21 protein-coding genes and 2 riboswitches are annotated in these 26,112 nt (G+C 62.5%); of the genes, 15 read left to right on the forward strand and 6 right to left on the reverse strand.

All coding sequences use genetic code 11. From position 1 onward, the window contains the following. Nucleotides 1-2: 2 nt before the first annotated feature. Nucleotides 3-1,073, reverse strand: a complete 1,071-nt coding sequence (gene cobW / locus ACSSVC_RS22735; RefSeq protein ID WP_102881550.1) for a cobalamin biosynthesis protein CobW — start codon at nt 1,071-1,073, stop codon at nt 3-5. 98 nt (nt 1,074-1,171) lie between these two features. Beyond that, nucleotides 1,172-1,383, reverse strand: a riboswitch (cobalamin riboswitch). Between the two features lie 73 nt (nt 1,384-1,456). Next, nucleotides 1,457-1,689: riboswitch (cobalamin riboswitch) on the forward strand. 98 nt (nt 1,690-1,787) lie between these two features. Between cobW and ACSSVC_RS22740 the strand changes: the two genes are divergently transcribed. From ACSSVC_RS22740 to cobM, 4 genes are all read left to right on the forward strand, one after another. Continuing rightward, nucleotides 1,788-1,976: a CbtB domain-containing protein gene (locus ACSSVC_RS22740; RefSeq protein ID WP_123725945.1), complete on the forward strand. Its 189-nt coding sequence runs from the start codon at nt 1,788-1,790 to the stop codon at nt 1,974-1,976. 11 nt (nt 1,977-1,987) lie between these two features. Further along, a complete protein-coding gene (locus ACSSVC_RS22745; RefSeq protein WP_346635320.1) occupies nt 1,988-2,689 on the forward strand; it encodes a CbtA family protein in 702 nt (233 codons plus the stop codon). Then, nucleotides 2,686-3,099 (forward strand): cobalamin biosynthesis protein, encoded by a 414-nt coding sequence (locus ACSSVC_RS22750; protein ID WP_346635319.1) that lies wholly within the window; start codon nt 2,686-2,688, stop codon nt 3,097-3,099. Before ACSSVC_RS22745 ends, ACSSVC_RS22750 begins: the two co-directional genes overlap by 4 nt. 82 nt (nt 3,100-3,181) lie before the next feature. Beyond that, nucleotides 3,182-3,928, forward strand: a complete 747-nt coding sequence (gene cobM / locus ACSSVC_RS22755) for a precorrin-4 C(11)-methyltransferase (RefSeq protein WP_346635318.1) — start codon at nt 3,182-3,184, stop codon at nt 3,926-3,928. A 176-nt stretch (nt 3,929-4,104) separates the two neighbouring features. Here the strand turns inward: cobM and nfuA are convergent, their stop codons facing one another. Continuing rightward, nucleotides 4,105-4,689, reverse strand: coding sequence for a Fe-S biogenesis protein NfuA (nfuA, locus tag ACSSVC_RS22760; protein WP_102864880.1), 585 nt, complete (start codon nt 4,687-4,689; stop codon nt 4,105-4,107). A gap of 143 nt (nt 4,690-4,832) precedes the next feature. Beyond that, nucleotides 4,833-7,118: a fatty acid cis/trans isomerase gene (locus ACSSVC_RS22765; RefSeq protein ID WP_404937209.1), complete on the reverse strand. Its 2,286-nt coding sequence runs from the start codon at nt 7,116-7,118 to the stop codon at nt 4,833-4,835. A gap of 154 nt (nt 7,119-7,272) precedes the next feature. Between ACSSVC_RS22765 and metH the strand changes: the two genes are divergently transcribed. Continuing rightward, nucleotides 7,273-10,983 (forward strand): methionine synthase, encoded by a 3,711-nt coding sequence (gene metH / locus ACSSVC_RS22770; protein ID WP_492611420.1) that lies wholly within the window; start codon nt 7,273-7,275, stop codon nt 10,981-10,983. A gap of 161 nt (nt 10,984-11,144) precedes the next feature. Beyond that, nucleotides 11,145-11,366 (forward strand): DUF2970 domain-containing protein, encoded by a 222-nt coding sequence (locus ACSSVC_RS22775; RefSeq protein WP_102864877.1) that lies wholly within the window; start codon nt 11,145-11,147, stop codon nt 11,364-11,366. A gap of 6 nt (nt 11,367-11,372) precedes the next feature. Here the strand turns inward: ACSSVC_RS22775 and ACSSVC_RS22780 are convergent, their stop codons facing one another. Then, nucleotides 11,373-12,458, reverse strand: coding sequence for an ABC transporter substrate-binding protein (locus tag ACSSVC_RS22780; protein WP_492611421.1), 1,086 nt, complete (start codon nt 12,456-12,458; stop codon nt 11,373-11,375). A 596-nt stretch (nt 12,459-13,054) separates the two neighbouring features. Here ACSSVC_RS22780 and ACSSVC_RS22785 point away from each other — a divergent pair. Continuing rightward, entirely contained in the window at nt 13,055-14,713 is a 1,659-nt protein-coding gene (locus tag ACSSVC_RS22785; protein ID WP_492611422.1) for a nitrite/sulfite reductase, read from the forward strand. Further along, complete coding sequence (locus ACSSVC_RS22790; RefSeq protein WP_159892932.1) at nt 14,697-15,191, forward strand: DUF934 domain-containing protein; 495 nt, start codon at nt 14,697-14,699, stop codon at nt 15,189-15,191. The genes ACSSVC_RS22785 and ACSSVC_RS22790 overlap by 17 nt, the downstream gene beginning before the upstream one ends. A gap of 181 nt (nt 15,192-15,372) precedes the next feature. Here ACSSVC_RS22790 and sohB read toward each other — a convergent pair whose 3' ends face one another. Next, the gene (gene sohB, locus ACSSVC_RS22795; protein ID WP_123725935.1) at nt 15,373-16,398 is read right to left on the reverse strand and encodes a protease SohB; all 1,026 of its coding nucleotides are present in this window, start codon (nt 16,396-16,398) and stop codon (nt 15,373-15,375) included. 203 nt (nt 16,399-16,601) lie between these two features. Between sohB and ACSSVC_RS22800 the strand changes: the two genes are divergently transcribed. The 4 genes from ACSSVC_RS22800 to ACSSVC_RS22815 all read left to right on the forward strand — a co-directional run bounded on the left by ACSSVC_RS22800 (nt 16,602) and on the right by ACSSVC_RS22815 (nt 20,653). Continuing rightward, complete coding sequence (locus tag ACSSVC_RS22800; protein WP_346635313.1) at nt 16,602-17,312, forward strand: histidine phosphatase family protein; 711 nt, start codon at nt 16,602-16,604, stop codon at nt 17,310-17,312. Nucleotides 17,313-17,362: 50 nt separating this feature from the next. Continuing rightward, nucleotides 17,363-17,677 (forward strand): SCP2 sterol-binding domain-containing protein, encoded by a 315-nt coding sequence (locus tag ACSSVC_RS22805; protein WP_011061945.1) that lies wholly within the window; start codon nt 17,363-17,365, stop codon nt 17,675-17,677. A 258-nt stretch (nt 17,678-17,935) separates the two neighbouring features. Beyond that, a complete protein-coding gene (locus tag ACSSVC_RS22810; protein ID WP_404937211.1) occupies nt 17,936-19,654 on the forward strand; it encodes a hydrogenase maturation protein in 1,719 nt (572 codons plus the stop codon). A gap of 105 nt (nt 19,655-19,759) precedes the next feature. Beyond that, nucleotides 19,760-20,653, forward strand: coding sequence for an aminoglycoside phosphotransferase family protein (locus tag ACSSVC_RS22815; protein WP_346635311.1), 894 nt, complete (start codon nt 19,760-19,762; stop codon nt 20,651-20,653). A gap of 39 nt (nt 20,654-20,692) precedes the next feature. Here the strand turns inward: ACSSVC_RS22815 and ACSSVC_RS22820 are convergent, their stop codons facing one another. Continuing rightward, a complete protein-coding gene (locus ACSSVC_RS22820; RefSeq protein WP_492611423.1) occupies nt 20,693-23,320 on the reverse strand; it encodes an MGH1-like glycoside hydrolase domain-containing protein in 2,628 nt (875 codons plus the stop codon). A gap of 238 nt (nt 23,321-23,558) precedes the next feature. Here ACSSVC_RS22820 and ACSSVC_RS22825 point away from each other — a divergent pair, with 238 nt between their 5' ends. The 3 genes from ACSSVC_RS22825 (at nt 23,559) to ACSSVC_RS22835 (ending at nt 26,064) form a co-directional block, all read left to right on the forward strand. After that, entirely contained in the window at nt 23,559-23,792 is a 234-nt protein-coding gene (locus ACSSVC_RS22825; RefSeq protein WP_346635309.1) for a hypothetical protein, read from the forward strand. 349 nt (nt 23,793-24,141) lie between these two features. Beyond that, nucleotides 24,142-24,411 carry a hypothetical protein gene (locus tag ACSSVC_RS22830; RefSeq protein ID WP_346635308.1) on the forward strand — a complete coding sequence of 90 codons (270 nt, stop codon included), beginning with the start codon at nt 24,142-24,144 and terminating at the stop codon, nt 24,409-24,411. A 258-nt stretch (nt 24,412-24,669) separates the two neighbouring features. Beyond that, entirely contained in the window at nt 24,670-26,064 is a 1,395-nt protein-coding gene (locus ACSSVC_RS22835; RefSeq protein ID WP_404937212.1) for an amidase, read from the forward strand. The last annotated feature ends 48 nt before the right edge of the window (nt 26,065-26,112 follow it).

The following is a 26,112-nucleotide window of genomic DNA, read 5'->3' on the forward strand; positions in this document are numbered from 1 at the left end:
GGTTACACGCTGAGGGCGGCGCGCAGTTGCGCTTCGAGCTGAGCGGCGTCCAGTTCCTGGCCGATCAGCACCAGGCGCGTGGTGCGGGCTTCGTCAGCACCCCACTTGCGGTCGAAGTGCTTGTCGAAGCGCGTGCCCACGCCCTGGATCAGCAGACGCATCGGCTTGTTGGGGATCGCGGCAAAACCCTTGACCCGCAGGATGCCGTGCTTGACCACCAGTTGGGTCAGGGCGTCCAGCAGCAGGCTTTCGTCGGCCTGGGGCAGTTCGATGGAGATGGAATCGAAGGCGTCGTGATCGTGATCGTCGTGGTCGTCGTCACCGTCGTGGTGGTGATCGTGGTGGCTGTGGCGGCCGTCGATGTGCTCCTCGGAGCCGGCGCCCAGGCCCAGCAGCACGTCCAGCGGCAGGCGGCCGCTGCTGGCTTCGATGACTTTGACTGCTGGCGGCAGCTCTTCGGCCACTTCCAGGCGCACCTTGGCCAGGTCTTCGGGGTTGATCAGGTCGGTCTTGTTGAGGATCACCAGATCGGCGCTGGACAGCTGGTCGGCGAACAGCTCATGCAGGGGCGATTCGTGGTCCAGGTTGGGGTCGAGCTTGCGCTGGGCGTCCACCTGATCGGGAAACGCGGCGAAGGTGCCAGCGGCCACGGCAGGGCTGTCGACCACGGTGATCACTGCATCGACGGTGCAGGCGCTGCGGATTTCCGGCCACTGGAAGGCCTGGACCAGGGGCTTGGGCAAGGCCAGGCCGGAGGTTTCGATGAGGATGTGATCCAGATCGCCGCGGCGCGCCACCAGTTCGCGCATCACCGGGAAGAACTCTTCCTGCACGGTGCAGCACAGGCAGCCGTTGGCCAGTTCATAGACCCGGCCACTGGCCTCTTCCTCGGTGCAGCCGATGGAGCATTGCTTGAGGATCTCGCCATCGATGCCCAGCTCGCCGAACTCGTTGACGATGACCGCGATGCGCCGGCCCTGGGCGTTATCCAGCATGTGCCGCAGCAAGGTGGTCTTACCCGAGCCAAGGAAGCCGGTGACGATGGTGACGGGAAGTTTGGCCAGTGTTTTCATCGGATGCCCCTTGGCAAAGGTGGCGGGCAAACGGGACGAGAGCCGCAGCGCAGGGGCGCGCGGAGATTTCGCCACCGGATCACCCCGCCCGGTTGTAGTGAGAATCTGGGATCGAGGCAGGTCTCCTGGCTGAGGGCTTGCCAGTCATTGGACTGGCGGTTTCTGCGCCTTCCCGCAGGCGTTCCGGACGCGAATGCAGTGGCCTTGCAGAAATGAAACCCTTCACAGTTGCGGGGGCAGCCGCGGCATCGACCGCGTTCCCTTCTTAGCTTCGACCGCTGGCCGAAGAACCTCGAAGGCGCAAGGCTACGCAGAGCGCGGGGGACGGTCAATCGGCAATGCGCCGGCGTCCGCAATTGACGACGTTACCCCGGCCATGATTTCCTACGCGCCTTGTTACGGGTGCCCTTCACAGGGTGAAACGGGAAACCGGTGAATCACGTGCTTTACTACAAAAGCCGTGACCAGTCCGGTGCTGCCCCCGCAACGGTAAGCGAGCGAAGTGTCAGATCCACTGTGCCAAGGCATGGGAAGGCGACACTTGCCGGCACGGTCCGACATGACTCGGCCCCTGCCCCTCGCCAGCCCGGAGACCGGCCCGCAACACACACATAACAAACCCGCGGTGGGCGGGCGCTGTTGCAAACCCTGCGTGCCGGTCACGCGGGGTTTTCCTGCGCCACTCTCCCCGCTGACACTCCAGAGGGAAGCGCCATGTCGATCATCAGCAGCACCAGCCATTCCACCAGCAGCACCTCCACCCTGAGCCAGCGCCTGGTGGCCGCCATCGGCGCTTCGCTGCTGGGCGCCTGCCTGGTGTACTTCGCCGGCTTCTCCCATATCGAAGCGGTGCACAACGCCGCCCACGACACCCGTCACAGCGCTGCTTTCCCTTGCCACTGAGACCTGCCGACATGATCAAGCGTATTGCGCAAACCGCAGGGTTCACCGGGTTGCTGGCGGCCTTGCTGCTGACCCTGCTGCAAAGCTTCTGGGTGGCCCCGCTGATTCTGCAGGCGGAAACCTATGAAAAGGCCCCGGCCGCAGAAGTCCATGAACACGCCGAAGGCGCCATGGCCGGCCACAGCCACGACGCCGAAGCCTGGGAACCGGAAGATGGCTGGCAGCGAGTGCTGTCCACCACGGGCGGCAATCTGGTGGTGGCCGTCGGCTTCGCCCTGATGCTGGCCGGGCTCTACACCCTGCGGGCGCCCAGCCGCACCTCCCAGGGCCTGCTCTGGGGCCTGGCGGGTTATGCGACCTTCTGCCTGGCGCCGACCCTGGGCTTGCCACCGGAGTTGCCGGGCACCGCCGCCGCCGACCTGGTACAGCGCCAGGTGTGGTGGGTCGGCGCTGCCGCTTCCACCGCCGTGGGCCTTGCCCTGATCGTGTTCGCCGGCAACTGGCTGCTGAAACTGCTGGGCGCGGCCATCATCGCCGTGCCTCACGTGATCGGCGCGCCACAACCGGAAGTGCATTCGATGCTGGCCCCGGAAGAGCTGGAGGCACAATTCAAAATCGCCTCGCAGTTGACCAATGCCGCCTTCTGGCTGGCCCTCGGGCTGATCAGCGCCTGGTTGTTCCGGCGCAGGAACACGGATCAGTACTCGGCATGATCGAAGTGCGCGCAGCGTCGACCCTGGTGGTCGGCCTGGGCTGCCAGAAAGGCTGCCCGGTGACCACGCTGCGCGCGCTGCTGGATCAGGTGCTGGAAGCCCATCGCATCGATACGCAGCAGGTTTTCGCCCTGGCGAGCATCGACCTGAAACAGGCCGAGCCCGGTCTGCTGGAGTTGGCCGAGCAACTGGCACTGCCACTGACCTGTTTCAGCAGCATGCAACTGGCACCTTATGCCCTGCGCCTCAGCCACCGTTCACAGATCGCCTTTGAACGCACCGGCTGCTACGGCGTTGCCGAAAGTGCTGCCCTGGCCATGGCCGAACAGCTGCATCCCGGCCCGGCCCAACTGCTGATCCCTCGTCAGAAATACGCCCAGGCCACCCTGGCAATGGCCGCTTGCCGGTAAAATCCTCGATAATCCCCCGCCTTGATCATGAGCAATCTTCATTTGAAGCACGGCTCCAGCCCCTTTCTCACAGGAGACAGCCATGACTGTCTATTTCATCGGTGCCGGTCCCGGCGACCCGGAACTGATCACGGTCAAGGGCCAGCGCCTGATCCATCGCTGCCCGGTGATCATCTACGCCGGCTCCCTGGTGCCTCAGGCAGTACTGGAAGGCCACCGTGCTGAGCGGGTGATCAACAGCGCCGAACTGCACCTTGAACAGATCATCGAGGCCATCCGGGAAGCCCATGCCCAAGGACAGGATGTGGCCCGGGTACATTCCGGCGACCCGAGCCTGTATGGCGCCATCGGTGAACAGATCCGCTGCCTGCGGGAGTTGGGCATTGCCTTCGAAATCGTCCCCGGAGTCACCGCCACAGCGGCCTGCGCCGCGCTGCTGGGGGCCGAGCTGACCTTGCCGGATGTGTCCCAGAGCGTGATTCTCACCCGCTATGCGGACAAGACCGCCATGCCTGCCGGTGAGGAATTCGCCAGCCTGGCGGCCCACGGCGCCACCATGGCGATTCACCTGGGGGTCAATCACCTGGAGAAAATCGTCGCCGAGCTGCTGCCGCACTACGGCGCCGACTGCCCGATTGCGGTGGTGCATCGTGCCACCTGGCCGGACCAGGACTGGGTCCTGGGGACCCTGGCCGACATTGCCGAGCAGGTCGCGGCCAAGGGTTTCCGGCGCACGGCGCTGATCCTGGTGGGCCGGGTGCTGGCCACGGATGTTTTCAGCGAGTCGTCCCTGTATCGCGCCGGACACGCGCACCTCTATCGCCCCTGACACCTCTCCCCCTTTGTAGGAGCTGGCTTGCCAGCGAAGGCGTCCTCGGTATCGGTGCAAGGCTCGGGGGCCCATTCGCCGGCAAGCCGGCTCCTACGGAAGTTTTTTTGGGGGGGACTTGCGGGCATAAAAAACGGCGCTCACGGGGCGCCGTTTTTTAGTTCGCAGCGAACGCCTTAGTAGTAGGCGTTTTCTTTCTGCGTGTGGTCGGTGACGTCGCGGACGCCCTTGAGCTCGGGGATGCGCTCGAGCAAGGTGCGCTCGATGCCTTCCTTCAAGGTCACGTCGGCCTGGCCGCAACCCTGGCAACCGCCACCGAATTGCAGCACGGCGATGCCGTCGTCAACGACGTCGATTAGGCTGACCTGGCCGCCGTGGCTGGCCAGCCCCGGGTTGATCTCGGTTTGCAGGTAGTAGTTGATGCGCTCGTTGACCGGACTGTCGGCATTGACCATCGGCACCTTGGCGTTGGGCGCCTTGATGGTCAGTTGGCCGCCCATGCGGTCGGTGGCGTAGTCGACCACCGCGTCATCGAGGAAACCTTCGCTGAAGGCGTCGATGTAGGCGGTGAAGCTCTTCAGGCCAAGGGCCTTGTCTTCGGGTTTCTCTTCGCCCGGCTTGCAATAGGCGATGCAGGTCTCGGCGTACTGAGTCCCTGGCTGGGTAATGAAGATGCGGATGCCAATCCCCGGGGTGTTCTGCTTGGATAGCAGATCAGCCAGATAATCGTGGGCGGCGTCGGTAATGGTTATGGCGCTCATGGTGGTTCCTCGCAGACGTGGGCGCAGTTTACGCCAATCGACGCCGCTGACAAAGTCCTAGTATTTTTGTCGGGATAGACCTTGGTATAGGGCATCCCCGGGCCCCGTCAGTAGGCGGCCCGAGGACAGATAGCGGCCCTGTATCAGAGGTTTTCGTAACGGTTCATGTCCATGACGCCGGCCTCGACCGGGTCGACTTCCTGTAGATAGCGGGTCTGGTCGTGGAAGTACTGCCAGAACTGCGGATGACTGCGGCGAATCCCCCAGCGATCGACGATCTTCTCGAAGCCGGCAGCGTCTCGGGCCTCTTGCATGGCCTGGACAAACGCCGGCACCTGCTCGGTGGGAACGTTGAACATGAAGTTCGGATAACTGCTGAGAATGCCCGGGAAAATGGTCAGGGTGTCCAGGCCCGGCTGGTAGCGTAGCGACTCGCCCAGCATGAAAGCCACGTTACTGTGGGCGCGATTGCGCAGCATGCTGTAGAACTCGCGCTTGCCGCTCGGGGCCTGGACCCGCAGCAGGGTGGCTTCCGGCAACTGTTCGATGACCTTGAGCCCCGCCGCCGGGCGCGACGCCAGGCTGCTCAGGGCCTGCTCGGCATCCTGCAGCGCCGGGTCGATATTGGGCCGCGAGCAATAGGCACTGTCACAGCGATTGATCGGGTCGGGCTTGGCATTGAGCTCGCCATAGCGCGCCAGCAACTGATGGGCGAAGTCTTTCTTCGGGTCCTTGGGGTCCAGTTTCAGCGCGCTGCGCTTGTCATCGTCGATGGACTCGTAATCCAGCCACATCTTGAACTTGCCGCTGTTCTGGTACCAATCGTCGAGGAAATCCTCGCGGGTACCGGCGGGCATCAGGCGCAGGAAGTTCTGCTCGGCGCCGTTGCGGATCAGGTCGAAGTACAGCCGGGTCTGGGCCTGGTGGGAAACGTTGCCGAACACGTCGAAATTCACTGCCAGCTGATAATAGGTGCGCTCCAGCAGCGGGTAGTCGAACAGCCACATCGTCTGCGGCACCTCGCCGATCAGGCCCTTGGTCACCGAAGCACTGTCGAAGTGACGGAAGATGCTCAGCAGCGCGTTGTCGTTGCCGGCCCACAGGGTTGACCAACTGGGTGCCGGAGAGTCTGCATAGAAGTCGCGGCGCAGGGCTTCGTACTCGTTGCGCTTGTCGCGATAGGACAGCCACAAGCTGAGCACGCTGCCGACATCGTCGTTCTGCCCGGGCATGGCCAGCAGCGGCGTGACCTGGCCGCGATAGGTAGGATCGGTGATGTACAGGTCATGTTCCGGGGCCTGGAACAGCGCCCAGAAGTTGTCGCGGATCACATCGGTGGCGATCTGCCCGCGGCACACCGGGCCACGAATGAAGGTGCGCACGAAGTATTCGGCGTTATCGAGCATGAACTGGTAGCGGGCCTTGGCCGGAATCGCCTCAAAGGTCTCGAACGGATTGGCTCGGCGCCCGGGTCCGTAGCCCGGCAAGGCAGTGACCTGCCAGTCGCCGCTGTAGAACAGGGTCTTGACCCGGGCCATCTTCGCCGCGCTCAGCGGGTAGGTGATGTGGGTCTTGTGCACGATCACCCCTTGCACCGGCCACAGGCGGTAATACACCTGGGTGCCCGGGTCGTCGTTGGGGCGACGGGTGTTGATCAGGTCAATGGGCTGGCCGCTGGGGGTACGCGAGCGCACCCACTGGAAGAAGTGCCCCGGCTCGCCGCCTTCGAAATAGACATGGGCCAGGAACCAGTGTTCGTAGAGCCAGCGCGCCACCAGGCTTTCCCGAGCGCCAGGGGCGTTGAGCAGGTTCTCCCACTGAGCCACTTGCAGGCTTTCCCGGGCACTGGGGGCCAGACCCTGCTCGTCGATGGGTGCGCCGGAGGCCAGCCAGCGTTGCAGGGTCTGGTATTGCTGATCGGTAAGACCGGTGACCGCCAGCGGCATGCCCTCTTTCGGATGCGCGCCGGCATAGGCGTCGAACTCCGCCGGCTGCGGGCACATGTTCTCCCGGTTCAGGCCCAGGGCGATTTCACTGGGCAACTTGGCATTGGGCTGCAATGGCGTGCGATGCCCCAGTTCCAGCATCCGCGCCATCAGCGCGGCCTGGCTGCCCTGGGCATCGAGCACCGAATAGAAGCCCTGGCGCTGCCAGGCCGCCTTGCCACTGGCGTCGTAGAACAGGCGGGTCGGGGCCTGGGCCTTGCTGCGCTCGCCGTCATACACCGGAATTTTCGAGGCACCGCGACCGGCCCCCTCACCACTGCCCAGGTTGAGCTGACAGGCGGAGTCGTAGCAGGCATGACAGGCCACGCACTTCTCGGTGAAGATCGGCTGGATGTCGCGGGTGTAGGAAATAGCCGGACCTTGGGCCATACACAATGAACTGAGAAGCAGCAAAGCGCTGGCAACGACAAAACGATACGGCATGTCCCTGATCCCGAAAATAAAAAACGCCGCGATTCTACCGGGGTCGCCCACCGACCAACATGAGCGATATTCATGAAAAACCCGTACATGCCGCAAATCCATGCAGGTTTGCTATGATCCACGCCCTTCGTAATGGCCCTACCAGGTAGTTCTCATGTCTGATCGCAGTGCTCGCCTCCACGCTCTCCAGCAAGCCCTCAAAGAGCGCATTCTGATTCTCGATGGCGGCATGGGCACCATGATCCAGAGCTACAAGCTCGAAGAACAGGACTACCGTGGCAAGCGTTTCGCCGACTGGCCCAGCGACGTCAAGGGCAACAACGACCTGTTGGTGATCACCCGTCCGGACGTGATCGGCGGCATCGAAAAAGCCTATCTGGATGCCGGCGCTGACATCCTGGAAACCAACACCTTCAACGCCACGCGCATTTCCATGGCCGACTACGGCATGGAAGAACTGGCCTACGAATTAAACGTAGAAGGCGCACGCCTGGCGCGCAAGATCGCCGACGCCAAGACCCAGGAGACCCCGGACAAGCCACGTTTCGTCGCCGGCGTCCTGGGCCCGACCAGCCGTACCTGCTCGCTGTCGCCCGACGTCAACAACCCCGGCTACCGCAACGTCACCTTCGATGAACTGGTGGAGAACTACACCGAGGCCACCAAGGGCCTGATCGAAGGCGGCGTCGACCTGATCCTGATCGAGACCATCTTCGACACCTTGAACGCCAAGGCGGCGATCTTCGCCGTACAGGGCGTGTTCGAGGAACTGGGCCTCGAGCTGCCGATCATGATTTCCGGGACCATCACCGATGCCTCCGGCCGCACCCTGTCGGGCCAGACCACCGAAGCCTTCTGGAACTCCGTGGCCCACGCCAAGCCGATCTCGGTGGGCCTGAACTGCGCCCTGGGCGCCAGCGAACTGCGTCCGTACCTGGAAGAGTTGTCGAACAAGGCCAGTACCCACGTTTCGGCGCACCCCAACGCCGGCCTGCCCAACGAATTCGGCGAGTACGACGAACTGCCGGAACAAACCGCGAAGATCATCGAGGAGTTCGCCCAGAGCGGTTTCCTCAACATCGTCGGCGGCTGCTGCGGCACCACCCCAGGGCACATCGGCGCCATCGCCAAAGCCGTTGCCGGTTATGCGCCACGGCAGATTCCGGATATCCCCAAGGCCTGCCGCCTGTCGGGCCTGGAGCCCTTCACCATCGATCGCAACTCGCTGTTCGTGAACGTCGGTGAACGCACCAACATCACCGGTTCGGCCAAGTTCGCCCGACTGATCCGCGAGGACAACTACACCGAAGCCCTGGAAGTCGCCCTGCAGCAGGTGGAAGCCGGCGCCCAGGTGATCGACATCAACATGGACGAAGGGATGCTGGATTCGAAGAAGGCCATGGTCACCTTCCTCAATCTGATCGCCGGCGAGCCGGACATCTCCCGCGTACCGATCATGATCGACTCCTCCAAGTGGGAAGTGATCGAAGCCGGCCTCAAGTGCATCCAGGGCAAAGGCATCGTCAACTCCATCAGCATGAAGGAAGGCGTGGAGCAGTTCATTCACCACGCCAAGCTGTGCAAACGCTACGGCGCTGCCGTGGTGGTGATGGCCTTCGACGAGGTCGGCCAGGCCGACACCGAAGCGCGCAAGAAGGAAATCTGCAAGCGCTCCTACGACATCCTGGTCAATGAAGTGGGCTTCCCGCCGGAAGACATCATTTTCGACCCGAACATCTTCGCCGTGGCCACCGGCATCGAGGAACACAACAACTACGCGGTGGACTTCATCAACGCCTGCGCCTACATCCGCGACGAGCTGCCCTACGCCCTGAGCTCCGGGGGCGTGTCCAACGTGTCGTTCTCGTTCCGCGGCAACAACCCGGTGCGCGAGGCGATCCACTCGGTGTTCCTGCTGTACGCGATCCGCAACGGCCTGACCATGGGTATCGTCAACGCCGGCCAGCTGGAGATCTACGATCAGATCCCGCAGCAGTTGCGTGATGCCGTGGAAGACGTGGTACTCAACCGCACGCCCAATGGCACCGATGCCCTGCTGGCCATCGCCGACCAGTTCAAGGGCGATGGCAGCGTCAAGGAAGCCGAAACCGAGGAATGGCGCAGCTGGGAGGTCAACAAACGCCTGGAGCACGCCCTGGTCAAAGGCATCACCAGCCATATCGTCGAAGACACCGAAGAGTCGCGCCTGAGCTTCAGCCGCCCGATCGAAGTGATTGAAGGCCCGCTGATGTCCGGCATGAACGTGGTCGGCGACCTGTTCGGCGCCGGCAAGATGTTCCTGCCCCAGGTGGTGAAATCCGCCCGGGTGATGAAGCAGGCGGTAGCGCACCTGATCCCGTTCATCGAACTGGAGAAAGGCGACAAGCCGGAGGCCAAGGGCAAGATCCTCATGGCCACGGTCAAGGGCGACGTGCACGACATCGGCAAGAACATCGTCGGCGTGGTTCTGGGCTGTAACGGCTACGACATCGTCGACCTCGGGGTGATGGTGCCGGCGGAGAAGATCCTCCAGGTGGCCAAGGAGCAGAAGTGCGACATCATCGGCCTGTCCGGGCTGATCACCCCGTCCCTGGACGAGATGGTCCACGTCGCCCGCGAGATGCAGCGCCAGGATTTCCACCTGCCGCTGATGATCGGTGGCGCCACCACCTCCAAGGCCCACACTGCGGTGAAGATCGAGCCCAAGTACAGCAATGACGCAGTGGTCTACGTCACCGACGCCTCCCGCGCCGTGGGCGTGGCCACGCAGTTGCTGTCCAAGGAACTCAAGGCCGGTTTCGTGCAGAAGACCCGCGAGGAATACGTCGAAGTCCGCGAGCGCACCGCCAACCGCAGCGCCCGCACCGAGCGCCTGAGCTACGCCGCAGCCATCGCCAAGAAGCCGCAGTTCGACTGGGCCGGCTACCAGCCAGTCAAACCGAGCTTCACCGGCGCCCGAGTGCTGGACAACATCGACCTCAAGGTGCTGGCCGAGTACATCGACTGGACGCCGTTCTTCATCTCCTGGGACCTGGCCGGCAAATACCCGCGCATCCTTGAAGACGAGGTGGTCGGTGAAGCCGCCACCGCGCTGTACAAAGACGCCCGGGAGATGCTCGACAAGCTGATCAACGAGAAGCTGATCAGCGCCCGTGCGGTATTCGGTTTCTGGCCGGCCAATCAGGTGCAGGACGACGATCTGGAAGTCTACGGCGATGATGGCCAGCCTCTGGCGCGCCTGCATCACCTGCGCCAGCAGATCATCAAGACCGACGGCAAGCCGAACTTCTCCCTGGCGGACTTCGTGGCACCCAAGGACAGCGGCATCACTGACTATGTCGGCGGCTTCATCACCACCGCCGGGATCGGCGCCGAGGAAGTGGCCAAGGCCTACCAGGATGCCGGCGACGACTACAACTCGATCATGGTCAAGGCCCTGGCCGACCGTCTGGCCGAAGCCTGCGCCGAATGGTTGCACCAGCAGGTGCGTAAAGACTACTGGGGCTATGCCAAGGATGAGCAGCTGGACAATGAGGCGCTGATCAAGGAGCAGTACAGCGGCATCCGCCCTGCCCCGGGTTATCCGGCCTGCCCGGATCACACCGAGAAGAGCACCCTGTTCGCCCTGCTCGACCCCGAGGCCAGCGAAGGCCGCGCCGGCCGCAGCGGCGTATTCCTCACCGAACACTTCGCCATGTTCCCGGCGGCGGCGGTCAGCGGCTGGTACTTCGCCCACCCTCAGGCGCAGTACTTCGCCGTGGGCAAGGTCGACAAGGACCAGGTGCAGAGCTACACCGAGCGCAAGGGCCAGGACCTGACCGTAAGCGAACGCTGGCTAGCGCCGAATTTGGGCTACGACAACTGATCCGGACGCGGTAGGAGCCGGCTTGCCGGCGAGGGCGCTCGAGCGTGCGATGCAAGACTCTCGGGCCTCTTCGCCGGCGATCCGGCTCCTAGGTAAGTGCAGCCCCCATCACAGGCGGCATTGTCTATGCTCTGTTGACACCCAACCGTGTCGAGGGATTTATGGACGATCCAAGCAGCGACAATCAGCCCCCAACCTTCCTGCAGATGCTGCAAAGCGTGCTGGCGGCCGCCTTCGGCGTACAAAGCGGGAAAAATCGCGCCCGGGACTTCAGTCACGGCAAACCCAGTCACTTCATCGTGCTGGGCATTCTCTTTACCACCCTGTTCGTACTGGTGCTGCTGGGTATCGCCAACCTGGCCATGCACCTGGCGGGGGTCTGAGCGGCGTCAGTGCAGCAGCAGTTGCAAACTGAAGGGATAGCGGTAGCTGTCCGGCTTGCCTTGGGCGGACAGCCCGCGAAAATCGAACCGGGCCCCCATCTGATCGCCCATCCGCAGCAGTTGCTGGGCCTGGGCTCGGGTCAGTGACTGGAACAGCGACAATTGCCAGTCCGGCCCACCCAGGCGCCTGGCATCGAGCCCCAGTGCATCATCATGCAGGGCAACCAGGGCCCAACCGCCGATAGTGAAATGTCCGGCCATCAGCACCGACAACTGCCCGTCGATCAATGCCTGTAAGGCTTCGGGCGAACTGTTGACCCCACTGAACAGCAGGTCGACACCCGGCTTTCGGCCCAACTCCCGAGCAGCCTGCATGGCCCCCAGAGCCATTTCGTCGTTAGCCGACCAGATCAGTTGCGTCAGCGGGTAGCGCTGCAGCAACTGTTGCGCCTGCTCGTGCGCCCGCTGCCTGTTCCATTCGCCATACACCAGTTGCCGCAGGCGCACCTGCGGATTCTCAGTCAGGGCCCGGTGCAGTCCCTGCTCGCGCAACTGCGCCGCCGGCGTGACTTTCACCCCGGAAAAGGCCAGCAAATCGATTGTTTGCCCTTGAGGCACAGGGCCATGCTTGCGCAACAACTCCTTGAGCATCCGATAACCGGCCTCTTCATCGTTGCCCATCATGCTGCCGATCCAATCGGAGTAACTGCTGCGGCTTTGGCTGATCAACGCCCGCTGATCCTCGGTCAGCGGGCTGTTGACGATAAACAGCTTGACCCCGGTACCCTGAGACATGCGCAGGATCTGCGGAGCGACATACTGTTCGTTGACCAACATCAGATAATCGGGCTTTTGCGCTCGCTGAAACAGCTCCCGAGCCTGATCGAGAGAGTTCTGGGGATTGCGTTCGCCATAGAGAATTTGCAGATCCATACCCAGATCCCGGGCGGCGGCCTGCATGAACTGCGAATAACTGACCCAGAAGATTTCTGTCGAATTACCGGGGTTGAGAAACACCACCGACGTTGCTTGAGCCACCGTCCAGAACGGCAAACTCAGCCATATCACCCACTTGCACAGAACCTTGAACATTGTGAAAAGAGCCCCTGGATTATCCCAGGCAGTATAACTGGCAAAGTGCTAGCCAACGGCGGCAAATCGTCCTGATTGTCCGACAATTCGGGCTCTTCTTTTACGTTCGACTACTGGTGGCTGACCCAAAACACGGCCGTACCCACGACCAGTATGATCAGAAAAAGAATCGCCCATGCATCAACGCTACTGTCACTTTTCCTTACTTTGGTTGGATGGCTCATAGCATCGCCTCTAGTAGATTTTGTCGGTGACTGCTCAAAGACACGACCACAGTTAAGACCAGGATTGTCCCCACCTCAAATGTGGATACTCATATACCCCTACCGTTAGTCGTTTTGGTTCTTTGCATATACTCAAACATCACTTTTGCGCATAACCGCAAACTGGTATCGTTCGGCGGCTCCGATCGGAGTGCGCGGCCGTGCGCGCAGATTTGCTTACATGGGTGGGGTTGAGCGTGAACGAAGGCAGGACGAGGTGAAACCGGCGACAAGCCCCGGTCGACGCCAGTCGAAGCAACGTACCGAAGCCGTTCACCGCAGTATTTGCCAAGTGCGCTTTGGCGCCACCTGTAGCCTGAGAACTGGACCTATATGTACGTATACGACGAGTACGATCAGCGGATCATCGAGGACCGCGTCAAGCAGTTCCGTGATCAGACCCGACGCTATCTGGCAGGCGAGCTGAGCGAAGAGGAATTCCGTCCCCTGCGCCTGCAGAATGGCCTTTATATCCAACGTTTTGCCCCGATGTTGCGGGTTGCCGTGCCTTACGGCCAATTGACCTCGCGCCAAGCGCGGATGATGGCCAAGATCGCCCGCGACTACGACAAAGGCTATGCGCACATCAGCACCCGGCAGAACGTGCAGTTCAACTGGCCGGTCCTGGAAGACGTGCCGGAGATCCTGGCCGAGCTGGCCACGGTACAGATGCACGCCATCCAGACCAGCGGCAACTGCCTGCGCAACGTCACCACCGACCAGTTTGCCGGTGTCGCTGCCGACGAGTTGATCGACCCGCGTCCCTGGTGCGAGATCGTCCGTCAATGGACCACCTTCCACCCTGAATTTGCCTATCTGCCGCGCAAGTTCAAGATCGCCATCAATGGCTCGACTTCCGACCGCGCAGCCATCGAGGTCCACGACATCGGCCTGGAGCCGGTGCACAACGCTGCCGGCGAACTGGGCTTTCGCGTGCTGGTGGGTGGCGGTCTGGGCCGCACCCCGGTGGTCGGCGCCTTCATCAACGAATTCCTGCCATGGCAGGACCTGTTGAGCTACCTCGACGCCATCTTGCGGGTCTACAACCGCTACGGCCGTCGTGACAACAAGTACAAGGCGCGGATCAAGATCCTGGTCAAGGCCCTGACGCCGGAAGTGTTCGCCGAGAAGGTCGAGGCGGAAATGGTCCACCTGCGCGGCGGCCAGACCACCCTCACCGAAGCCGAAGTGCATCGCGTGGCCAAGCACTTCGTCGACCCGGACTACAAGACCCTGAGCAACCAGGATGCCGAACTGGCCACCCTGGACCAGCAACACCCAGGCTTCGCCCGCTGGCGCGTACGCAATACCCTGGCCCACAAGAAGCCGGGCTATGTCGCCGTCACCCTGTCGCTCAAACCCACCGGCGTAGCGCCTGGGGATGTCACCGACAAGCAATTCGACGCCATCGCCGACCTGGCCGACCGCTACAGCTTCGGCCAACTGCGCACGTCCCACGAACAAAACGTGATTCTGGCGGATGTCGAGCAAAGCCAACTGTTCACCCTGTGGGGCGAGCTGCGCGAAAACGGCTTTGCTACACCGAACATTGGCCTGCTGACCGACATCATCTGCTGCCCGGGCGGCGACTTCTGCTCCCTGGCCAACGCCAAGTCGATCCCGATCGCCGAATCGATCCAGCGCCGTTTCGATGACCTGGACTACCTGTTCGACATCGGCGAGCTGGACCTGAACATTTCCGGTTGCATGAACGCCTGCGGTCACCACCACGTGGGCCATATCGGCATCCTCGGTGTCGACAAGAAAGGCGAGGAGTTCTACCAGGTCTCCCTGGGTGGCAGCGCCAGCCGTGACGCCAGCCTGGGCAAGATCCTCGGCCCATCCTTCGCCCAGGACGACATGCCCAACGTGATCTCGAAGCTGATCGACGTGTACGTTGAACAACGTACCGAAGACGAACGCTTCATCGACACCTATCAACGTATTGGCATCGACCTCTTCAAGGAGCGCGTCTATGCAGCGAATCATTAAGAACAACGAGGTCATCGACGAAACCTGGCACCTGCTGCCCAAGGACGCGACCCTCGACGGCATCTCCAACTGCGACGACCTGATCGTGCCGCTGGCCCTGTGGCGCGATCACGCCCATGCCCTAAAGGCTCGCGACGGCGGCCTGGGCGTGTGGCTGGATGCGGACGAAGAAGCCGAGGAAATCGGTGACGACGTCCAGCATTTCCAGGTGATTGCCCTGAACTTCCCGGCCTTCACTGATGGCCGCAACTACTCCAACGCCCGCCTGCTGCGTGACCGTTATGGCTACAAAGGCGAACTGCGGGCCATTGGCGACGTGTTGCGCGACCAGCTGTTCTACCTGCACCGCTGCGGCTTCGACGCCTATGCACTGCGGGCCGACAAGGACCCCTATGAAGCCTTGGAAAGCCTCAAGGACTTCTCGGTGACCTACCAGGCTGCCACCGACGAACCGCTGCCGCTGTTCCGTCGCCGCTAAGCCCTGGCGCCAACAAAAAGCCCTGAGCCGGTTTCCCGGCTCAGGGCTTTTTTGTATCGGCTCCCCCAACCACTGTAGGAGCCGGCTTGCCGGCGAAGAGGCCCTCGGGCCTTGTGCAAATATTGCGATCGCCTTCGCTGGCAAGCCAGCTCCTACAGAACAGGCGCCTGCAATTCGGGGCTTACCAGAACCGCTGCTGGGTCAGGCGGCTCCACCAGGTCAGCAACACGCGATCGATGGAACCGCTGGCCGCCAGGCCTACGCGCTCCTGCAGGCTCTTGCGCTCGGCATAGTGCAGGTGGAACACCTCGGCATTCTTGGCCTTGTCCGCCAGGTACTCGTCGCTGGTCTGCAGCTCGTCCACCAGCAGTTTTTCCTGCGCTGCCACCCCCAGCCAGACTTCTCCGGTGGCCACCTCATCAATGGCCAGTTGCGGGCGATAGCGGGATACGAAGTTCTTGAACAACTGATGGGTCACGTCCAGGTCTTCCTGGAACTTCTCCCGGCCCTTCTCGGTGTTTTCGCCAAACACCGTCAGGGTGCGCTTGTACTCACCGGCGGTCAGCACTTCAAAATCGATGTCGTGTTTCTTCAGCAGACGATTGACGTTGGGCAACTGCGCCACCACGCCAATGGAGCCGAGGATGGCGAACGGCGCACTGATAATCTTCTCGCCGATGCACGCCATCATGTAGCCGCCGCTAGCCGCGACCTTGTCGATGCATACGGTCAAAGGCACCCCGGCCTGGCGAATACGCGCCAGTTGCGACGAGGCCAGACCATAGCTGTGCACCATGCCGCCACCGCTTTCCAGACGCAGCACCACTTCATCCTTGGGCGTGGCCAGGCTCAGCAAGGCGGTGATTTCATGGCGCAGGCCTTCGGTCGCCGAGGCCTTGATATCACCATTGAAATCCAGCACGAACACCCGAGGCTTGGCCTCGGCCGGTTGTTTCTTCTGTTTCTTCTCGGTCTTGCCCTGGGCCTTGCGCAGGGCCTTGAGCTGATCCTTGTCCAGCAGGCTCTGCTCCAGGCGCTCGCGCAGGTCCTTGTAGAAATCATTCAGCTTGCTGACCTGCAACTGCCCGGCGCCTTTGCGGCGACCCTTGCTGCGCAGGGCAGCGGCAGTGATCAGCACCACCAGGATAGCGACCACCAGGGTCACGGTCTTGGCCAGGAAACTGGCGTATTCGGCGAAAAACTCCACAGGGACTCCTCAAACATGAACCGCTGCCAACCAGCAGCGTAATGGGCTCAAGCATACCGACGAGACCGGCCGGCCACCAGTCGCGAAACCTTGTGTAACGAGGCTCCAACAAGCATTTCAAACAAGCGTATGTTTTTTCATTGACAGCTCACCGGCATCCTCATAACCTCGCAAAACTTTCAACGTACCGGGACGACGCGGACGTGGGCAGCATCTACTTGATTCGACATGGCCAAGCCTCTTTCGGTGCAGACGACTACGACGTGCTGTCTGCCATCGGCGTGCGCCAGGCGGCAGTTCTCGGCGATCATCTGGCCGCCCTTGGAGTGAGCTTCGATCGCTGCCTGTCCGGTGACCTGCGGCGCCAGCAGCACACCGCGCAAACCGCCATGGAACAGATGAGCGCTGCCGGTTTTGACCACCCGCCACTGGAAATCGATTCAGCCTTCAACGAATTCGATGCCGACGCCATCATCCGTGCCCTGCTCCCCGACCTGTTGCCCCAGGAACCCGAGGCCCTGAATATCCTGCGCAATGCCGCGCAGAACCGTGCCGAGTTCCAACGCATCTTCGCCCTGATCATCCAACGCTGGCTGGCCGGCACTTACGATCCGCCCGGGCTGGAAAGCTGGCTGGGGTTCGTCGAGCGTGTCCAGGGCGGCCTGCAACGGATTCTCGAAGCGGCGGACAACCCGCACAAGATCGCGGTATTCACCTCCGGCGGCACCATCACCGCCCTGCTCCACCTGATCACCCGGATACCTGCCCAGCAGGCGTTCGAACTGAATTGGCAAATCGTCAACACCTCGCTCAACCAGCTGAAGTTCCGCGGGCGCGAGGTGTCTTTGGCTTCCTTCAACGGTCATGCCCATCTGCAACTGTTGAAGGCCCCGGAGCTCATCACTTTCCGTTGAGCCCGGCTTACTGTGACCCTTGCTGTAACCACCCATAAAAGGATCGAACCATGACCTCCGTAGCTGACGCCGTACAAGCCATGCAAGCCAAGTTCAACCCAGCTGCCGCTGCCGGCCTGGACCTGGTTTTCGGTTTCCGCATCGATGACTCCAAGCACTTCTCGCTGGTCGTCAAGGACAGCACCTGCGAACTCAAAGAAGGCGAGAACCCAGACGCACAAGTCACCCTGGTGATGGACGGCGAAACCCTGGACGGCATCGTCAGCGGCGAAACCGACGGCATGCAAGCCTTCATGGGCGGCAAGCTGCGCGCCGAAGGCGACATGATGCTGGCCATGAAACTGAGCGAGCTGTTCCCAGCCTAAGACCCCACAGGTCCGGCTGCACACAAATCCCGCCCCTGTGGCGGGATTTGTCGTTTCTGCACCACGCAACGCCTCTATCCCCCCGCTTTGCCCTGGATCAATACCACTGGGCGGCTCAGCCTCCAGGCCGCACGCTTGATTGATCTCGGTCAGCTTGCGCCCCGCAACCCCCCTCTACTCTTGCGCCTCCATCGCGGCCAGGGACGGCACAGCCGGAGCCCTTTGCCACACCGCTATCACTCACGGAAGAGTCTGCTTATGCGATCACTGAAGATCATCCTGCTGTCCACCGCCTTCAACGGTCTGACCCAACGGGCCTGGCTCGACCTGCGCCAGGCCGGGCATCGTCCCAGCGTGGTGCTGTTCACCGGCGAAGAAGAGGTCTGCCGGCAGATCGAAGAAGCCCAGGCCGACCTGGTGATCTGCCCCTTCCTCAAGGATCGCGTTCCGCAGCAGCTGTGGAGCCACCCCAAGCGTCCGGTGGTGATCATTCACCCAGGGATTGTCGGCGACCGTGGCGCCAGCGCCCTGGACTGGGCCATCAGCAAGGAACTCAAGCGCTGGGGCGTGACCGCCCTGCAGGCCGTCGAAGAAATGGATGCAGGTCCGATCTGGTCGACCCATGAATTCAACCTGCCCAGCGGACTGCGCAAATCCGAGCTGTACAACGGCCTGGTGAGTGACGCTGCCATCCGCTGCATCCGCGACGTGGTGGAAAAATTCCGCAACGGCTTCAGCCCTGAGCCCCTGGACTACGACAACCCTTCGGTGCTCGGCCGCCTGCAACCGAACATGAAGCAGTGCGACCGCACCTTCAGCTGGCACGACAGCGCACAGTTCATCAAACGCAGCATCGACGCCGCTGACGGCCAGCCTGGCGTCCTGGCCAGCCTCGCCGGCGGCCAGTACTACGTCTACGACGCCCACCTGGATTCACGCACCGGCATGCCCGGGCAACTACTGGCGGTGCACGACGATGCGGTGCTGGTGGCCTGCGGCGATCACAGCCTGTGGATCGGCTACCTGCGCCTCAAGCCCCAGCCCGGCGAGGAAACCTTCAAACGCCCCGCCCGCCACGTACTCGGCGAACGCCTGGCCGACGTGCCGGTGCTGGACTGGTCAGTGTCCAGCAGCCCGTTCAGCACCGAAGCCTACCAACCGATCCGCTACCGCGAATCCGGCAGGGTCGGCGAGCTGACCTTCGAGTTCTACAACGGTGCCATGAGCACTGAGCAATGCCAGCGCCTGGTCAGCGCCCTGCGCTGGGCCAAGGCCCGGGACACCCAGGTGCTGCTGGTACGCGGCGGTCGCGGCGCCTTCAGCAACGGTGTGCACCTCAATGTGATCCAGGCCGCCCCGGTGCCGGGCCTTGAAGCCTGGGCCAATATCCAGGCCATCGACGACGTCTGCCTGGAGCTGCTCACCGCCCGCCAACTGGTGGTCAGTGGCCTGACCGGCAACGCCGGCGCCGGCGGCCTGATGCTGGCCCTGGCGGCGGACGTGGTTCTGGCCCGCGCCGACACCGTGTACAACCCGCACTACAAGAGCATGGGCCTGTACGGCTCCGAATACTGGACCTACAGCCTGCCCCGTGCCGTCGGCCAGCCCATGGCCAAGCAACTGACCGAAGCCTGCCTGCCGATCAGCGCGCTCCAGGCCCTGCAGATGGGCATGGTCCAGGAAATCGGCCCACGCTGCCCGGATGAATTCGGCCTGTGGCTGCTGCAGCGAGCCAACGGCGTGCTCAACGACCCGCGCTACCAGCACCTGCGCCAGCGCAAGCTGGATGCCGATCCCCAGCTGATGCAGCACTGCCGCAACGCCGAGCTGGAAGACATGCACATGGACATGGTGCAGAACCGCAAGGGCTTCGCCGAGAAGTGCAGCAACTTCGTCTACAAGCGCAAGACCTGCTGCACACCAGAGCGGCTGATAGAAGCCTGGGCCAAGCCCCAGGACATTGCCCTGGTGGGCTGATTCACAGCCTGAGCGACAGGCTTTAAAAGCACCGCCAGGCCACGTACCATTCGCCGCCTTTTATTGCCGCCCCCAGGGGCGGCAATACTTTGCAAGGAGGCGATCATGCAAGACATTCCAGGCCACGCCACATGGCGCAGCATCGAAGCACAAACCCTTGGCTGGTCCAGCGATCGGATCTTTCACATCGTCGACGAACAAGGCCAACACCTGCTGTTGCGCACCAACGACTCATCCCAGTACGTCAACAAACGCGACGAGTTCCAGTGGACCCAGCATCTGGCGGCAAAGGGCATCGCCATGTCCCAGCCCTTGGACTTCGGCCTGTTTGATTCAGGACGCCAGGTTTACTCGCTGTTGTCGTGGATCGAAGGCAAGGATGGCGCGCAATGGGTGGCTGAACAGCCCGCCGCTGCCTGTTATGAGCTTGGTCTGCAAGCCGGTCAAATACTCCAGCAGATCCACAGCGTTGCTGCGCCTGAAGGCACTGAAAACGCCGAACAGCAGATGCGTGCCATCTACCGTAAAAAGCTCGAACAATACCGGAGCTGTGGCCACAAGGTGGCCCATGAGCAAGACTTCCTGCAGTTTCTCGAACAGCACTTTCATCTGCTGGCAGACACGCCGCTGGTGTTTCTCCACGGTGACTATCACCTGAACAACATGATCGTGGGCGCCGATGACCAATTGTCGATCATCGACTTCAACCGCTGCCGTTTCGGAGATCCGGCGCGGGACTTCAACAGGCTGGCGCTGTTTTCCTGCAACCTCAGCAGCGACTTCGCCCGCGGGCAGATCGACGGCTACTGCGCAGGTCATGCCGACCCTGTCTTTCTCACCCGCATGGCGTTCTACGCCGCGTTCGATACCTTCTTCAGCGTGCTCTGGGCCATGGCTTTCGGCGAGCAGGAAGTTCAGGCCACCCTGCAACGCACGCAAAAAGTCTGGGAGGACTTCGCCGGTTTTTCCAGGCATGTGCCGCGCTGGTATGGCGAATGAACGCTTTGGGCTGCGTCCTGTAAGCCGCCGGCAAAGCGATCACGGCTGCAACAGCAACGCCACCAGCGCCGTCCAGCCGGTCTGGTGGCTAGCCCCCAATCCGCGCCCGGTTTCACCATGGAAGTACTCATGGAACAGCACCAGCTCGCGGTCCTCGGCCTCCACCTGCAACTGTGGGTAGCCGCTCATCGATGGCCGATGCCCCTCCTCATCCCGCAAAAACAAACGAGTCAGGCGCTGGCTCAAGCCGTCGGCCACTTCCTCCAGGGACGCCAGGTATCCAGAACCTCGCGGATACTCCACCGAGAAGTTGACGTCGTAGTACCGATGAAATTCACGAAGGGATTCGATCAGCATGTAATTGATCGGCATCCACAGCGGCCCGCGCCAGTTGGAGTTGCCGCCGTACAACCGTGAATCGGACTCCGCCGGCTCATAGCGGGCACACAACTGCTTGCCATCCACCTGCATGGCGAACGGCTGCTCGAAGGCCTTGGACAGGGAGCGGATACCGAAGTCCGAGAGGAACTCGCTTTCATCGAGCATGCGCTTGAGCAGGTCCTTGGTGCGCTCACCTCGCAACAGCGCCAAGAGCATGCGGTTGCCCTTGCCCGGTTCGTACCAGCGCGACACCAGATTCGCCAGGTCCGGACGATGATGCAAAAAGCCCAGCAGACGTTGAGCCAGTCCCGGCAGGTTCTCGTGCTCGTGCTGCTCCAGCACCTGCACCGCGAACAGCGGCATCAGGCCGACAATGGAGCGCAAGCGCAGGGGTTCGTTGTGGCCGTCGGGCCGGTGCAGCACGTCGTAGAAAAACTGGTCCTGTTCATCCCACAGCCCTTCGGCGCTTTCATCCACCCGGTTGATGGCCCCGGCTATATAGAGGAAGTGCTCGAAGAACTTCACCGCAATGTCCACGTACACGCCATTGCGCTTGGCCAGTTCCAGGGCGATGCGCATCAGGTCCAGGGCATAGGCCGCCACCCACGCCGTACCGTCGGCCTGGTCCAGAGCGAAGCCTTCCGGCAACGGCGCGGAACGGTCGAACAGGGCGATATTGTCCAGGCCGAGAAAGCCGCCCTGGAACAGGTTGCGGCCCTCGGCGTCCTTACGGTTGACCCACCAGGAAAAATTCAGCAGCAACTTGTGGAAAATGCGTTCGAGAAAATCCAGGTCACCGACGCCGGTCATGGACTTTTCCTGCTGATAGACCCGCCAGCAGGCCCAGGCGTGTACCGGCGGATTGGCGTCGTCGAAGCGCCACTCGTAGGCCGGCAACTGACCGTTGGGGTGCATGAAGCGGTCTTTCACCAACAGCAATAACTGCTGCTTGGCAAAGCCGGGATCGATCAGGGCAAAGGCTACCGCCTGGAAACCCAGGTCCCAGGAGGCATACCAGGGGTATTCCCAAGTGTCGGGCATGGACACGATGTCGCAGTTGGACAGATGGCGCCAATGGGTATTGCGCAGGTGCGCGCGCGCCTTCGGCGGTGCCGGCTGCCCGGGATCACCATCGAGCCACTGGTTGACGTCGAAGTAATACAGCTGCTTGGACCACAGCAGCCCGGCCAGGGCCTGACGCTGGACATTGCGCGCATCCGCATCATCGAGGGGCTGTTGCAGCGCCGCATAGAAGTCATCGGCCTCGCGCCGACGCTGCTCAAACAGGTGGCGAGCATTGACCTGCTCACTGCCCGCCGGGGCAAAGCGCAAGAACAGACTCTTGCTCTCGCCGCCCGCCAGCTCCAGGATAAAATGCGCCGCGGCCCGGGTGCCGCCATCGAGGGCCACCGCAGTGGCCTGCCCGTTCACCAGATAATCGTTGATGCCGTCCTTGAACGGCCCCGCAGAGGCCACCCCGTCCAGCTTGGGAAAGTTGCTGTCGTTATTGCAGAACAGCCATTGGCAAGGCGCCGCCCCCCAGGCGGTGACCTGCCGATCGGCTAGCTGCGCATGCCGCGCCAGTACCTGATCACCTTCCAGGCGCAGGCTGGGCCGAGGCCCATCGCCGCCCCAACTCCAGGTGTTGCGCGCCCAGACCTGGGGCAGCACCCGCAAACGGGCCGGCTGGTGAAAACGGTTGTGCACGGTGACCCGCATGAAGAGGTCGTCCGCCGTGTACTTGGCGTACTCCACCGTCACATCAAAGTAGCGATTGTCCTCGAAGACCCCGGTGTCGAGGATCTCGTACTCGGCCTCAGACAGACCACGCCGGGCGTTTTCCGCCACCAGATCGGCATAGGGAAAGGCCGCCTGGGGGTACTTGTAGAGCATGCGCATATAGGCATGGCTGGGCACGCCGTCGAGGTAGAAATACAGCTCCTTGACGTCCTCGCCATGATTACCTTCGGCGTTGTTCAGGCCAAACAGACGCTCCTTGAGAATACTGTCGTGTTCATTCCACAGCGCCAGCCCCAGGCACCAGTGCTGGGCCTTGTCGGAGAACCCGGCCAGGCCGTCCTCGCCCCAGCGATAGGCACGGCTGCGGGCGTGCTCATGGGGAAAATAGTTCCAGGCATCGCCGTCGGCGCTGTAGTCCTCGCGCACCGTGCCCCACTGCCGTTCACTCAGGTACGGCCCCCACTGGCGCCAGTGCTCGGCATCGCTGCCCTGCAGGCGCTGGCCTTCCAAGGTGTCGAGAATGCTCGCTGGGGTACTTGCCGTCATGGAGGGAGTCCTTGGCCATGGAGGTGAGTTGCAGTGTAGGAGCGACCCGCCCCGCCGGTTCATGACATATGTTTCATGGTGCGAAGGGCTAACACCGGTTAAACCGCAGCAAAAGCTCGATCCAGAGCCGTTGCCGCTAAATTTTCGGCGCCGGGCTCGTTATAATCGGCAACCCTTTTATGGCAATGCGGATTCGATGATGTTCAGTTGCAAAGCGTTTTTCCCAGGTCTGTTACTGATGGCAACCTGTTCGGCCCAGGCCGCAGGCCTTGACCTGAGCTACCCGCAGCCTCCGTTGCCGGCCCCCGCCCAGACCCCGGCGCCAGAGCGCGACACGCCGAAGCTCAAATTGCAGTTCAAGCCGACCATCAGCTACGAGTACCGCTGCAGCGGGCAATGCACCTACGAAACCAATATCGACCAGTTGCACGAACGCGAAACCCGCCACAGCGCAAGCGTCGGCTTCGACTGAGCCCCGCCATTGAACCCGCGGCACGCTTGATCCACACTCGCGCTCCTGAGTCCTACAGCAAACTCAGAAAGTCCTGCCCTGCCAGTGCCTTGTTCCGTTTTGGGGTACATGCCTATAGTCCCGGGTCGTCCTGATGACGAACGGGTTTGGCGACCCGATGACCGTGTGCGAGAGCCCTGTGCTTATTTGCAGGGCTTTTCGCATCCGTAACGCTGCCTATATGGCGGCTGTACGCGGGAGACCTTCGGGTCTGCCGGCTCCCCGGTCCCGGTTCGCCAACCTGCGTACAGCTGCCACCTTTCGTTTGGCGACGATCCAGTGGCGCTCTCAACCGACCGAGGCGTTACTTATGAACAGATACATGCCGATCACCGGCCACGACTGCACCATCCCTTCCCTGCTGATCGATACCCAGGCCCCTGCCGATGTGCTGTACGAAGCGGCCGCCTATCGCATCCGCGCCGTCACTCATCTGCTGGAAAACTTCGCCGCCCGCCCCGACATCCCCGGCGATGCCGTGGTGCTGCAAGAGCTAGCGCTGATCTGCGCCATCCCGCTGCGCGATGGTTGCGATGTGCTGGATGTGCTGGGTCGTCAGTTGCAAGCGCAGACCCGCTGAACCGGTAGGAGCCGGCTTGCCGGCGAAGAGGTCCGTGAGCCTTGTGCAAACCTTGAGGCCGCCTTCGCGGGCAAGCCCGCTCCTACAGAACGTCTCGAACGGGTGGGGCCGCATTCAATCAGGCCGAGGAATACGCCGCCGCAGTGCTCACAAAAACGCAACACCAGGCTGCGTCCTTTGTGATGGTTGGGCTAGGGTGGAAGCGATACAGTCGGGCCATCAGCAACCCGACTGACGCCCGACACAAGGATGCGTTCGATGACTGATTTGCACGATCTATCCACCACCCAGCTGCTGGCGCAATTCGCCAGCCGCACGCTCTCGCCTCTGGATTATTACGAGCATCTGCTGGCCCATATCGAGCGCTGGGAGCCGCATGTCCGTGCGCTCTACGCCTTCGATCCGGAGCAGGTGCGTCAGCAGGCCCGGGCCGCCACCGAGCGCTGGAACAAGGGCACGCCCAACGGCCCGCTGGACGGGATTCCAGTGACGATCAAGGAGCTGATCGCCACCCAAGGCACGCCGATTCCCCTGGGCAGCGCGGCCACCACCCTGAAGCCGGCGTTGCAGGATGCTCCACCGGCCGCGCGGATGCGTGAAGCCGGGGCGATCATCCTGGCCAAGACCACGGTGCCGGATTTCGGCATGTTGTCGTCGGGGCTGTCGAGCTTCCACGGCATTACCCGCAACCCCTGGAACACCGCCTGCAATACCGGCGGCTCCAGTTCCGGAGCCGCTGCGGCCGCCGCGGCCGGTTACGGGCCGCTGCACATCGGCACCGACATCGGCGGCTCGGTGCGCCTGCCGGCCGCCTGGTGCGCTCTGGTGGGGTTCAAGCCGACCCTGGGGCGGATTCCCATCGACCCGTATTACACCGGGCGCTGCGCCGGGCCCATGACCCGCAGCGTCGCGGATACCGTGCTGCTGATGCGCCACCTGGCCAGGCCCGATGCCCGGGATGCCACCAGCCTGCCGCCCTTGACCACGGACTGGAGCGATGAGCCGGTGTCGGTCAACGGGTTGAAGATCGGCCTGATGCTGGAGCCCGGCGCAGGGCTGCAGCCGGAAGGTTTTGTCTGCGCAGCGGTGGAACAGGCCGCTCGACTGTTCGAGAGCCACGGCGCCCAGGTCCGCACCCTGGCGCCGATCATGGATCGCGCCCAACTGGACGGCCTCGACCGCTTCTGGCGCGCCCGGCAATGGGCGGAACTTTCGGCCCTGGGTGCCGAGCAGTTCGCCAAGGTGCTGCCCTATATCCGTGACTGGGCGGCGCCGGGGGCCGACTTGTCCGGGGTCGAGGCGGTGCTGGGCTTCAACCAGACCTTCGAGATGCGTCGCCGCGCCGCCCAGGTGTTCAGCGAGTTCGACCTGGTGTTGTCGCCCACCAATCAGATCAACCATTTTCCCGCCCAGTGGCCATCGCCGAGCAACGACCCGCAGCAACCGTTCGAGCACATCGTCTTCACCCTGCCCTGGAACATGGGCGAACAACCGGCGCTGTCGATCAACTGCGGTTTCGCCGCCGATGGCATGCCCATCGGCCTGCAGATGATCGCCCCGCGCTTTGCCGATCAATGGCTGCTGCAAGTGGCCAAGACCTATGAGAGCTGGCGCGGAGCGATCCACAGCTGGCCAAGTCCGCCGTCCCACTGACACACCGAAACTGCCACCTTCACCCCAGCCCCGGGCCTCGCCGCCCGG

Source organism: Pseudomonas sp. E1BtOHC1 (assembly GCF_058744285.1).